The 12,884-nt window shown below is 43.0% G+C and carries 11 protein-coding genes; 6 read left to right on the forward strand and 5 right to left on the reverse strand.

What is annotated here, in order from left to right; all coding sequences use genetic code 11:
* The first annotated feature begins 29 nt into the window (after window positions 1-29).
* The 3 genes from L4C54_RS18485 (at window position 30) to L4C54_RS18495 (ending at window position 4,142) form a co-directional block, all read left to right on the forward strand.
* The gene (locus L4C54_RS18485; RefSeq protein WP_428803257.1) at window positions 30-2,069 is read left to right on the forward strand and encodes an EAL domain-containing protein; all 2,040 of its coding nucleotides are present in this window, start codon (window positions 30-32) and stop codon (window positions 2,067-2,069) included.
* Between the two features lie 146 nt (window positions 2,070-2,215).
* Entirely contained in the window at window positions 2,216-3,229 is a 1,014-nt protein-coding gene (ubiU, locus tag L4C54_RS18490; protein WP_428803256.1) for a ubiquinone anaerobic biosynthesis protein UbiU, read from the forward strand.
* 34 nt (window positions 3,230-3,263) lie between these two features.
* Complete coding sequence (locus L4C54_RS18495) at window positions 3,264-4,142, forward strand: U32 family peptidase (RefSeq protein ID WP_428803314.1); 879 nt, start codon at window positions 3,264-3,266, stop codon at window positions 4,140-4,142.
* A 70-nt stretch (window positions 4,143-4,212) separates the two neighbouring features.
* On the opposite strand, the gene L4C54_RS18500 is transcribed toward L4C54_RS18495, so the two are convergent.
* The 5 genes from L4C54_RS18500 to rpsO form a co-directional block, all read right to left on the reverse strand.
* On the reverse strand, window positions 4,213-5,550 hold the full coding sequence (locus L4C54_RS18500) for an MATE family efflux transporter (RefSeq protein WP_428803255.1): 1,338 nt from the start codon (window positions 5,548-5,550) through the stop codon (window positions 4,213-4,215).
* A gap of 100 nt (window positions 5,551-5,650) precedes the next feature.
* Window positions 5,651-6,058 (reverse strand): MarR family winged helix-turn-helix transcriptional regulator, encoded by a 408-nt coding sequence (locus L4C54_RS18505; RefSeq protein ID WP_428803254.1) that lies wholly within the window; start codon window positions 6,056-6,058, stop codon window positions 5,651-5,653.
* Window positions 6,059-6,198: 140 nt separating this feature from the next.
* The gene (nlpI, locus tag L4C54_RS18510) at window positions 6,199-7,146 is read right to left on the reverse strand and encodes a lipoprotein NlpI (RefSeq protein ID WP_428803253.1); all 948 of its coding nucleotides are present in this window, start codon (window positions 7,144-7,146) and stop codon (window positions 6,199-6,201) included.
* Between the two features lie 127 nt (window positions 7,147-7,273).
* Complete coding sequence (gene pnp / locus L4C54_RS18515) at window positions 7,274-9,397, reverse strand: polyribonucleotide nucleotidyltransferase (RefSeq protein WP_428809314.1); 2,124 nt, start codon at window positions 9,395-9,397, stop codon at window positions 7,274-7,276.
* A gap of 425 nt (window positions 9,398-9,822) precedes the next feature.
* Complete coding sequence (gene rpsO / locus L4C54_RS18520) at window positions 9,823-10,092, reverse strand: 30S ribosomal protein S15 (RefSeq protein ID WP_017035498.1); 270 nt, start codon at window positions 10,090-10,092, stop codon at window positions 9,823-9,825.
* Window positions 10,093-10,314: 222 nt separating this feature from the next.
* On the opposite strand from rpsO, the gene mtnN reads away from it, so the two are divergent.
* From mtnN to btuF, 3 genes are read left to right on the forward strand one after another with little or no spacing between them, the layout of a single operon-like run.
* Window positions 10,315-11,010: a 5'-methylthioadenosine/S-adenosylhomocysteine nucleosidase gene (gene mtnN, locus L4C54_RS18525; RefSeq protein WP_428809315.1), complete on the forward strand. Its 696-nt coding sequence runs from the start codon at window positions 10,315-10,317 to the stop codon at window positions 11,008-11,010.
* A 45-nt stretch (window positions 11,011-11,055) separates the two neighbouring features.
* Window positions 11,056-12,009 (forward strand): cobalamin biosynthesis family protein, encoded by a 954-nt coding sequence (locus tag L4C54_RS18530; protein WP_428809316.1) that lies wholly within the window; start codon window positions 11,056-11,058, stop codon window positions 12,007-12,009.
* Window positions 12,010-12,861: a vitamin B12 ABC transporter substrate-binding protein BtuF gene (gene btuF, locus L4C54_RS18535; protein WP_428809317.1), complete on the forward strand. Its 852-nt coding sequence runs from the start codon at window positions 12,010-12,012 to the stop codon at window positions 12,859-12,861.
* Window positions 12,862-12,884 lie beyond the last annotated feature (23 nt).

Genomic DNA, 12,884 nt, shown 5'->3' on the forward strand with positions numbered 1-12,884 from the left:
TAAACGCAATGGAGAGTTGGTAGTTATTGATGCCTGCGCAACAATTACAGCACTGGTTTGAAAAAATCACACTACACAGCCCTTTCTTTTTTGCCGTCTTAGACGAGCAGCATAGCTACAGTATGGTCAATGAACGGTACTGTGACATTGCAGGTCTTTCGTTAAACGAACTCACTGGTATGAATGATACTCAAATTCTTGGGAGTCATTTTTATCAGCACATCAAACCTTATTATGACCGAGCCTTTAAAGGCGAAACACTTGAAGCAGAAATAACGCTTCATGAGATAGATGTTGATACCAGCTTACACTTCAGCTTATCCCCTATCATCAATGGTAATAAGGTTGAGCAAATTGTTTTTCATGCTATCGATACGTCTGAAAAACAGATCTTAATTCGCTCTCTCGAAGAGTCGGAAAGTAAATACTCAACACTTGCATCACTTCTTCCTGACGGACTGCTTCTCGTGGAAGACGACTGTATTATCTCTGCTAACCCATCGGCTATTCGTTTGCTGGGGATGAATTCAACCGCAGACCTGCTAGGCGAAGACCTTACTCGACTGTTTGTTGATGAAAAAAGTAAAACCGTATTTAACACCCCTTTAAGCACGCTCATTGCCGACGCTCCATTTATTTGTCTTACCGGACCTCGTTGCGGTTTAGAGAGAAAAGTACAACTTCATGCTGACTCCACTATTGTGCTCGGCAATAAATCACAATTGGTGTTGATTCAAGACGCTGAAAGCGCTTCCAAGCAGCTTTCTAGCTCTTCACAAGAAGATGCACATATCGATACGTTGACGGGATCGTTCAATCGCTTTGGTTTTACCAAACGTTTAGAGCAGTTCATTCAAAATGAAACACCACTCATCATGCTCTATCTCGATATCGATAACTTCAAAAACATTAACGACTCTTTAGGTCATCACATTGGCGATAAGGTCATTAAAGAAGTTTCTTCTCGTCTAAAGCGCTTATTGCCTCAACAAGCCATTCTTGGCCATTTAGGTGGCGATGAATTTGGTTTGATTTTGCCTCAACCTGAAAACAATCGAATGGCGGAGATCCTAGCTGAACGAATTATTGGTCTAATTAATCAACCCTTTGATCTTCACCACTTTAGTAAGCGCCTATCATGCTCAATTGGTAGCGTTGCCTACCCTGGTGATGGTAACGATGCACGGATCTTACTGCAAAATGCTGATACTGCGATGTACGAAGCGAAAGATCGTGGTCGAAATCGTTTGATTAAATTTAATGATCAGATGAACAAAGAAGCTAGGATGAGATTATGGCTAGAGATCGAACTACAAAAAGCACTCCAGCAAAATGGCTTAGAGGTTTGGTATCAACCTAAGGTTAATGCCCGTGATTTTAGCATCAACGGCGCTGAAGCTTTAATACGCTGGAAGCACCCGGTAGAGGGCTATATCAGCCCATCTTCCTTCATTCCTGTTGCTGAAAAAGCCGGGCTAATTGAGCATCTAGGTCGAGTAGTCATGCGTGAAGTATTCGCCACGGTAAAACGCTGGAAGCTTCAAGGTATTTTACCGGGTCGAGTGGCGATCAATTTATCTCCTGAGCAGTTTGGAAACCCTAAATTGATTGATTATATGGAGAAACTACTCCGTTCAACCGATCTTGATCCTAACTGTATTACCTTTGAGCTGACAGAAAGCGCCGTAATGAGTGACAGTGAGCATACGATTCAAATGCTCAACGCCATCAAGAAGCTAGGCTTTTCACTCTCAATCGATGACTTTGGTACTGGCTACTCATCTCTCTCTTATTTGGCTCGCTTCCCTATCGATGAGCTTAAAATAGATCGCGCTTTCATCAGTGATATAGACACCCTACCAAAACAGATTACTGTTATTGAAAACATCATCAATCTTGGTAAATCATTAGATTTGTCTGTGGTTGCAGAAGGTGTCGAAACACAGCAGCAAGCGACACTCCTGTCTAATCTCAATTGCCATTCAATACAAGGATTCCATTTCTATCGCCCTCAACCAAAGCAAGAAGTTGAAGAGCTCTTTGTCCAGAATCGTCGACATAAAAGTTAACCTCTGATCTCGCTACCCCCATTTAGCTATTTGTCACTAATTGCTCATTGAAACCTGATTTATTCACCGAAACCTGCCTTACATCAAATTCGCTATTCATAATTCTTCATAAAATGCGGTCACTTTGAAAAAATTGGTACTGAGCAATGGAACTCCTATGCCCAGCAGGTAATTTGCCTGCACTCAAAACGGCCATCGATTGTGGTGCTGATGCGGTATATATTGGCTTTAAAGATGATACGAATGCGCGTCATTTTGCAGGTCTTAACTTTGCCGGAAAAAAATTAGATAAAGCGGTGCAATATGTTCACGACCGCAGTAAAAAAATTCATGTCGCACTAAATACTTTTGCACACCCTAATGGGTTTGAGCGTTGGACGAGTGCCGTCGATAATGCCGCGGCTTTGGGTGTCGATGCGCTAATTGTTGCCGATATTGCAGTTCTTGAATACGCGGCTAATAAATACCCTGATCTTGAATTACATTTGTCGGTTCAAGCGTCTGCCACTAACGTAGCCGCCATCAATTTCTATCAGCAAAACTTCAACGTGAAGCGTGTTGTTCTGCCACGTGTTTTATCCATTCATCAGGTTAAACAGCTATCCCGTAACATCCCTCAAGGCGTTGAACTTGAAGTGTTCGCTTTTGGCAGCCTGTGTATCATGGCTGAAGGGCGTTGCTACCTATCGTCGTACATGACAGGTGAATCACCAAATACAGTAGGGGCCTGCTCCCCAGCTAAATACGTACGTTGGCAAGAGACCGATTCTGGCCTAGAGTCTCGTTTAAATGAGATCCTTATTGATAAATATGCTGCGGGTGAAAACGCGGGCTACCCTACATTATGCAAAGGCAGATTTGAAGCCGATGTTGACGGTGAGCGTAAGCTTTATCACGCGCTAGAAGAGCCAACCAGTTTAAATACTTTATCGATGTTACCAGAGCTTTTTGCTGCGAATGTCGCTTCGGTAAAGATTGAAGGTCGACAGCGTAGCCCTGCTTATGTAGAACAGGTGACTCGCACATGGAGAGCAGCGATTGATCGCTACCTTGCCAATCCTGAAGCCTACCAAGTTGAAGCCGCTTGGAACGCAGCACTTGCCAACGTTTCAGAAGGTACTCAAACGACGTTGGGTGCATACCACCGTAAGTGGCAATAGAGCCTCAGTTATGGAGAACAGTATGGAAAACACTATGAAATATGCACTAGGTCCTCTCCTTTATTTCTGGCCAAAACAAGACGTTGACAGTTTTTATCAACAGGCGAAAGAGAGCTCTTCGGACATCATTTACCTTGGAGAGGCCGTCTGCTCTAAGCGTCGTGAAATGAAAGCTGCCCACTGGTTTGATATTGCCAAAGAGCTAACAGGCAGTGGTAAGCAGGTTATACTATCCACAATGGCTCTGTTGGAAGCGCCGAGCGAAGTCAATGTGATGAAACGATATATTGATAACGGAGATTTTGCGATTGAAGCGAATGATGTCTCTGCAATACAGCTTGCGCATGAACACAAAACCCCTTTCGTTGTTGGCCCGGCAGTGAATACTTATAATGCGCACACGCTGAAGCTGTTCTTAAAACAGGGCATGATTCGTTGGTGTATGCCGGTTGAACTATCAAGAGATTGGCTAAACAACGTTCTTACTCAGTGTGATGATATTGGCATAAGAAATCAGTTTGAAGTGGAAGTCTTTAGTCACGGTTACTTGCCTCTCGCTTACTCCGCACGGTGCTTTACAGCCCGCGCAGAAAACAAGGCAAAGGATGATTGTGAAACTTGCTGTATTAAGTATCCAACTGGTATGCAGGTAGACAGCCAAGAAGGCCAAACGGTATTTAACCTAAACGGCATTCAGACACAATCAGGGTATTGTTATAACTTGATCAATGACTTACCAAGTATGAAAGGGTTAGTTGATGTGGTGCGTTTAAGCCCTCTTGGTCTAGACACATTTAGCGATGTCGATCAGTTCAGAGCAAACGAACACGGTCAGAAGCCGCAGACTATTCAAGATAAACAGTGCAATGGTTACTGGCATCAATTAGCAGGACTTGATGTGAAAAATATCTGATTAGCGTCCTTGCCAATCAAAAATAAATTCAAAGGTTTAGCTTATGTTAAACCTTTTTTATGTTTGCTCCTTACGCTTGAACCATGTCACTTTGCTGGTGTTCAAACTGTTTAAGGTCTCTTAATAACATGACAATCACGACTAAGCTAAGTGCGATATTAGACAGAGGATAAGCAATCCAAACTCCATCTATTCCCCACATCTTCGGCAAGAAGTATAAAAATGGCAGCTGAATGAGCATATTTCCTATCGTCACAAACATCGCCTTACTGCCTCGGTTGACGGCCTGATAATATGCGGCGGTCACCACTAAGAACCCATCTAAAAACAGAGCAAACAGGTGTAAACGAATACCCAATACAGCCGCTTCGATAAGTTCATTATCAGCTGAATTGAATATCATCACCGTTTGATATGGAAACAGATTGAGTAGTGCCATAAACGCGATACCGCCAAGAACAGAGGTAGCCATTGCTATTTTCAAGAGCTTACGCATATTATCGAATTTCTTAGCGCCAAAATTATAGCTCACTAAAGGCTGCATTCCGTTGGCTACCCCTTCAACCGTTAGATAATAAACAGTGACGATATAACCTAATACGGCATAAGCACCTATGTACATCACACTGCCATATTGAGTAAATAGAACATTGTGCAAAGCAACCATCATCGAACCATAAGCGTACATAAAAAAGCTCGATGCACCTATAAAGAGAATCTTGGGTAACGCATCCCATCGCATGACCAAGCAAGTCGCTGTCAATCGAACCTTTGCACGTTTTGAGAAGAAGTAAGCCAAGCCCAATACAGTAACAATTGCCTGAGCGATACCAGTGGCGACAGCTGCTCCCAATAATGCCCAATCAAGCCACGCAATGAATACAAAATCTAAAACGATATTGATTAACGCACCAATGATCATCAAGATTGTCGCCAAATTCGGACTGTCATCATTTCTAAGCAAGAATGGCATCGCGATTGACCCTAGCGTAAAGACGCTCGTCACAATCAAAACGTCTAGATACTGGATACCAAGCGCTAATACATTGCCAGATCCACCTTGTAACAGCAGAAAGTCGTCAGATAAAAACCATAAACTGACCGAGACAATTGGCGCAAGAGAAAATAAGGCAAGCAGCCCAGTTGCGAGTACTTGTTTTGCCTCTAATGCCTTTTTTTCACCTTGCTTAATAGATACAAAAGCGCCAGTCCCGACACCAATCATCATCCCTAAACCCATGATGGTTCCGATAACGGGCCACGCTAGGTTAATACTTGCTAATCCATCTGCGCCAACATAGTGACCAATGAATATTCCATCAACAACTTGATACAAACCATTGACCAGCATTGCGGCTACGGTAGGGATCGTATAACGCCAGAACTGACGGTATATGCTGTTACTCATAATGACTTCTCACTGAATTTTTATATATTTAAGGAAGCACGTGTTCATTAACACGAGCCAATCTCATTTAGTTAACATAGCTAACTAAATAATTAAATGTTTATTTAAGCGCTTTTTTTAGAAGGCTATTTAATTGCTCTACTTGTTCATTGGATAAATTCAGCTCTAGTTTTTGTGCCATGACTTCATACACTCGACTTTCATCCTCTAACCCAACAATTGCCTTCTCTGTTAATATGACCCGTTTTGAACGCGCATCCTCAGGGCAGCTTAAGCGCTGAACCAAATCTTTTCTCTCTAGCCGTTTAACCATGTTGGTCGCTGAAGGTTTAGAGACTTGCATCTCGCTGGCAAGATCCGTTAATCGAATCGCTTCTTTTGAAGATTGAATCACCTTCAAATAGTCGTATTCGTTAAAGCTCAGCTGACCAATAGGGTCGGCTTTGCTCTGTACTCGCCATATTTTCGAAGCAAATCGTTCAATTTTTTCTAGGTTATCACTTAGCACAGTCGAAGTTACTTAGTTAGCAAGGCTAACTATAATAATGCATAATTTATAAAAGACAATAAAAAACCGCTTTTTACTCGACACTACTTTCAGTAGCTACAGTAAAAAACGGTTCTATTTAGAGCGTATTGGACGTTCGGTTATTGATCGCTCTTAGCTTGCTGTTCGGCCTGTTTCTCTGTTTCAGCTTCAAGCTTCGCCTTGGCTAACTGTTCGGCTTTAACTTGATTGTAAATACGGCTCAGTTCTAAGAATGAATAGCGGTGCTCAACATACTCAAAAACATTGCCAGCTAATGCTAGCTTGTACAAAGAGATAGCACTTGCAAAATCACCGTCTTGTTGGTGACGCTTCGCCATATAGAAGTAAACTTCAGTCAGTCGCTGAGCTAGTAACGTGTTGTCTCGCGTGCCAACTAAGATCGCTTTAAATGCGTTTTCTTCTGAAATTTCATTGAGTGTTAAACCGACGAGAACCCAGCCCCACTCTTCACTACGAGCATCATATCGAGTTTTCAGGTCTGCTTTTGCAACTTCATAATCTAATTCAGACTGGATAATGTAAAGCCAAAGTGCGCCAAATGGATCACTCGTATCACGTTCAAAGTGCTGAGACATTTCTTCAAACGCTAAATCAATACGTCCACCATAATATAACGCTATAGCACGATTGCGTTCCGCATAAGAGTTATCAGGATCCAGTTCCAAAGTAGAGTCAAATGCTTCGTAGGCTGCATCGAACTCACCCACTTGAGTAAAGTAGACACCCAGTAAGTTAAAGATATCTGGTTGTGCAGGGTTTAATGAAAGTGATTGATTGAAATCCAATCGAGCTAAATCACGTAAGCCAACACTGTCATAGTAGTTGCCACGTTCATAATGCATTTTAGCTCTTACTTCATCTTTTAAATCAGCACGTTGAAGAAGCTGAGTTAAACGAGCAATTTGAACTTCTTGCTGGACACTTGCCTGCAGAGGCACCGCCATAGGTGGATAAATCCACTGTTCTTGATCAGTTGTAGAGGTAGATGCACAACCCGCTGTTACCAACAAAATTGCACTGATAGTGGCGCTACGAAACCATTTCACAAATAGATACTCCTGTCGCCCAACATGAATTTGCTGGAATTTAGATAATAAAAAAGGGAGCGATAATGCTCCCTTTATAACATGCTTTATACTCAATAGGTTAAATTACCTAGTTAAGTATAGCGAATTACTCAGCGTCAGTTGCTGGAGTTTCTTCAGCAGGCTTATCTACCGCTTCTTTCATGCTTAGACGTACACGGCCTTGACGGTCGATTTCAAGAACTTTAACTTTTACTTCTTGACCTTCAGTCAGGTAATCAGACACTTTCTCGATACGCTTGTCAGCGATTTGAGAAATGTGTACTAGACCATCTTTACCAGGAAGAATAGTAACGAAAGCACCGAAGTCAGCTAGACGTGCAACTTTACCTGTGTAGATAGTACCAACTTCAACTTCAGCAGTAAGTGCTTTGATGCGGTTGATTGCGTCGTCAGCTTGCTCACCAGACGTTGCAGCGATCTTAACTGTACCGTCGTCTTCGATTTCGATTGTTGTACCAGTCTCTTCACAAAGAGCACGGATAACTGCGCCACCTTTACCGATTACATCACGGATCTTATCAGTGTTGATTTTCAGCGTGTGGATACGTGGAGCAAATTCAGAGATATCATCACGAGCACCACCAAGCGCTTCATCCATAACAGTAAGGATGTGCTTACGCGCACCTTGTGCTTGGTTTAGAGCGATCTGCATGATCTCTTTAGTGATACCTTCGATCTTGATGTCCATTTGAAGTGCAGTAATACCTTCGTTAGTACCTGCTACTTTAAAGTCCATGTCACCTAGGTGATCTTCGTCGCCAAGGATGTCAGAAAGAACAACGAAATCGTCGCCTTCTTTAACAAGACCCATTGCAATACCTGCAACAGAAGCTTTGATTGGAACACCAGCATCCATAAGCGCTAGAGATGTACCACATACAGAAGCCATTGAAGAAGAACCGTTAGATTCAGTGATTTCCGATACAACACGTACTGTGTATGGGAATTCTTCAATTGAAGGCATAACCGCAGCAATACCGCGCTTAGCTAGTTTACCGTGGCCGATTTCACGACGCTTAGGAGAACCAACGAAACCAGTCTCACCTACACAGTATGGAGGGAAGTTGTAGTGTAGAAGGAAGTGATCTTTCTTCTCACCCATTAGGCTATCGATAATTTGTGCATCACGTTGTGTACCAAGCGTTGCAGTAACAAGTGCTTGAGTTTCACCACGAGTGAATAGAGAAGAACCGTGTGTACGTGGAAGAACGCCAGTACGTACATCTAGTGCACGAACCATGTCTTTTTCACGGCCATCGATACGTGGGTTACCAGCAATGATGCGGCTACGTACAACGTTTTTCTCTAGAGAACCAAGCATGCCGCGGATTTCGCGCTCGTCCAGTTCTTCGTTTTGTGCAACTAGAGCAGCAACTGCTTCGTTCTTAATTGCGCCAACTTGCTCGTAGCGAGCCATCTTTTCAGTAATTTGGTAAGCTTCAGAAAGACGAGTTTCAGCAAGCTCAGCAACTTGTGCTTTAAGCTCTGCGTTTACTTCTGGCGCTGTCCAGTTCCAAGAAGGAGTTGCAACTTCAGCAGCAAACTCGTTGATCGCTTTGATTACTACTTGTTGTTGGTCGTGACCGTAAACAACAGCAGAAAGCATCTCTTCTTCTGAAAGGTTATCAGCTTCAGATTCAACCATAAGTACCGCGCCTTCAGTACCAGATACAACAAGATCCAGTTTAGAGCTTTCAAGCTCAGTGTTTGAAGGGTTAAGTACTAGTTGACCATCAACGTGACCAACACGTGCAGCACCGATAGGACCATTGAATGGTGCACCAGAGATAGCAAGAGCTGCAGACGTTGCGATCATAGTGATCATGTCTGGGTTTACGTCTGGGTTGATAGACACAACCGTAGCGATAACCTGAACTTCGTTTTTAAACGCACTTGGGAAAAGTGGACGAATTGGACGGTCAATTAGACGTGCTGTTAGTGTCTCAGCTTCTGAAGGACGACCTTCACGCTTGAAGAAACCACCAGGAATTTTACCAGCAGCGTATGTACGCTCTTGGTAGTTAACTGTTAGCGGGAAGAAGTCTTGACCTGCAACCGCTTCTTTTTTAGCAACAACAGAAACGAATACTGATGTATCGTCCATAGTCGCCATTACAGCAGCAGTAGCTTGACGTGCGATAACGCCAGTTTCTAGAGTAACTGTGTGATTGCCGTATTGAAACGACTTTACAACTGGTTTTTCAAACATTATATATCCTTGATCTAAAGAGTAACTTTAGAATAAGTAAGTGACAGTTCAAGAGATTACCAATCGCGACTAGTGAAAAGAGACTAAGGGTAATAGTTGATTAACCTAATCGCTTTTGAATAGTCGCGACCAATAGGCCGACATCTGTGACTGTAATTCTTGAACAATTTTATCTGCCAAATGCGAGAGCATTACAGGCGAGGCGTAGTATAAACCATATGAGTGGTGTTTTGCTATTCCCCTTTTCTCTGACCGAAAATAAATAAGCTATCACCGAGAATAAATGGGGATTGAGTTGGAATAAATGCGCAAGGGAAGTTTAGAAACAAGAAGGTAAAGACAAGATATAACAAAAGCAGTAAATCGCAGGCAACAAAAAAGGGGCATATAGCCCCTTTCTAAACAAACTTTCTATGCAGCTACTATTAGCGACGTAGACCTTGACGTTTGATTAGATCTTGGTAACGAGCTAGGTCTTTGCCTTTCAAGTAATCAAGAAGTTTACGACGGCTAGATACCATGCGTAGAAGACCACGGCGGCTGTGGTGATCGCCTTTGTGAGCTTTGAAGTGACCTTGAAGGTGGTTGATAGAAGCAGTAAGTAGTGCTACTTGAACTTCTGGTGAACCAGTGTCGCCTTCAGATTGTGCGTATTCTGCAACGATTGCTGCTTTAGTTTCTGCATTCAGAGACATAATGCTCTCCTAATAAGAGTAGGTTTGTAGTTGTAGCAGCCAATCTCTGATTCAGCCACTACGCGAAGCGCGGATTATAGGGGAATCTCAGAACTATGGCAACTGAATATGGTAACTTGAATTTGCCCACACCCTCACCCTATCGCTTAAAGATTATTTGCGTCGAATTTTTTCATGTTAAACTTAGGCTTAACACCTTTAATTAATTTACTAGGAACAAACATGAAAATCGGCATCATTGGCGCAATGGAACAAGAAGTAAGCATCCTAAAGCAAGCCATTACGAACTGCAAAGAAGTCAGCAAAGCTGGCTGTACTTTCTTCTCTGGTGAATTAAACGGTGTTGATGTGGTCGTTTTACAATCAGGCATTGGTAAAGTAGCCGCGGCTATTGGCACAACAGTATTACTTGATGAATATCAACCAGATGTTGTAATTAATACAGGCTCTGCCGGTGGTTTTGATTCAACGCTTAACCTTGGCGATGTGGTTATTTCAACAGAAGTTCGCCATCATGACGCTGATGTAACGGCATTTGGTTATGAAATTGGTCAAATGGCTGGTCAACCTGCCGCTTTCACCGCAGACCAAAAATTAATGGATATCGCAGAGCAAGCGCTGACACAAATGGAAGATAAGCATGCCGTTCGTGGTCTAATTTGCACTGGCGATGCGTTCGTTTGTAGCGCTGAGCGCCAAGAGTTCATACGCAAGTATTTCCCATCGGTGATTGCGGTTGAAATGGAAGCGTCTGCTATTGCACAAACTTGTCATCAGTTTAACGTTCCATTTGTTGTTGTTCGTGCTATTTCGGATGTGGCAGATAAAGAGTCACCAATGAGTTTTGAAGAGTTTTTGCCATTAGCAGCGCAAAGCTCATCAGAAATGGTAATTAAAATGGTGCAACTGCTTAAGTAGTAAACTGAAGAGTCACTGACGCTAGAGTAATTAACGACAAATATCATGGAAGAAATTTTTAGTCAGCTATATTCAAATGGAACGCTCCTCGTTATGTGGGGAGCATTGCTATTCCACCTAATTATCCCCATTCCCAGAGAAGCTCACCCGGTCACGTTATGGCATAAATTCGCCGAGCAACTGGCTGACAAGGTGAATATCAATAGCAATTACTCTCAAAGTCTTATTTCCGGTACGCTGGCTTGGCTGTTAATGGTTATACCGACTCTACTGGTCCTTTGGGCGTTAAAGCCGCTAGTTTGGCAACCGCAGCTGTTTGAGCTTGCTTTATTACTCTTGGCAATAGATTGGCGAAGTAATGAAAAGCTGGCTAATGGATTAACCAAAGCACTGGCGCATGATGATAAAGTAGGGGCAAGGACACTACTCTCACCTGTGCTTAATCGAGATACCACCAGCTTATCAGCCTTAGGGTTAGGGAAAGCAGGTGCTGAGACCATTATTATGGGCTACGGTCGCAATGTCGTATGCGTTCTTTTTTGGTTTGCCATTGCTGGAGGCGGAGGGGCGTTGGTGTATCGTTTATCCGCAGAATTAGCTAGGGCTTGGTCACCATCTCGCTCAACCTTTTCGCCGTTTGGAATCACGGTTACTCGAGCCGTTGCTGTACTGGATTTTATTCCTTTGCGTCTATTCGCACTGTTTATTGTCTGCGGAAACAAAGCAACCTATACATTCAAAGCTATGCTGACTCAAAGTTCATCATGGCCACTACCGGGGCCAGCATGGCTACTGACTTCGGTTGGAAACAAGCTTGAACTCTCACTCGGTGGCCCTGCTATCTATGAAAAACGTAAAAGTGTACGAGCTAAAATAGGCGGACGTATCGCCCCTGCTGCAATCCACTTATCACAGATCCAGACTCTCATTGCATGGCGTGTATTTGCTTGGGTCCTTATTCAAAGCACCGTTCTTTTTATCATTTATCAAGGGTTTTAAATGCCTCGCTTCATTTCTGTTTTACTGCACCTCGCTTCTGGCTCTTTATTTTCTCTATCCGTACAAGCGACAACAATCGATTCAACTCCCGTAGAGCGCATTATCTCTTTGGCACCACACGCAACTGAAATAGCTTTCGCCGCAGGCCTTGGCGATAAACTTATTGCGGTCAGTGCCATGAGTGATTATCCCGAATCAGTCCAAAGCCTTGAGAAAGTCGCTAACTATCAAGGTATGAAGCTTGAAAGAATCATTGCACTTCAACCCGACCTCATTATTGCTTGGCCATCAGGAAATCCGCAAAAAGAGTTAGAGATGCTGGAACGATTTGGCTTTAATATCTACTACTCAACGACGTCAACCCTTGATGATATTGCTGACAATATCGAACAGCTAAGTCACTACAGCGACAACCCTGAATACGGTTATCATCAAGCTAAAGAATTTCGCAAGCAACTCACTGAGTTATCGAATAAATATCAAGTAGATGAACCTGTTCGCTATTTTTATCAGCTCAGCGAAAAACCGATCATTACCGTGGCCCAGGGGCACTGGCCTAGTGAGGTCTTCTCATTTTGTGGTGGAGTAAATATATTTGAGAAGAGCCCAACGTCATACCCTCAAGTTGGTATTGAACAAGTCGTTGTCGCTCAACCAGAAGCACTGTTTTTATCTGAGCACGCAATGAGCGATGGCAATATGTGGCTAAAATGGCAAGAGCAACTGCCTGCAATTAAAAATGAGTCGGTTTGGACACTTCAATCTGACTGGTTAAATCGACCAACACCAAGAACACTTTTGGCTATCGAACAAGTCTGCGAACACTTACAGTCAATTCGAGAAAAACGCTAACGTTTTGATGGAGAATTACGTAC

The organism is Vibrio lamellibrachiae (genome assembly GCF_050337265.1).
Taxonomy (GTDB): domain Bacteria; phylum Pseudomonadota; class Gammaproteobacteria; order Enterobacterales; family Vibrionaceae; genus Vibrio; species Vibrio kyushuensis.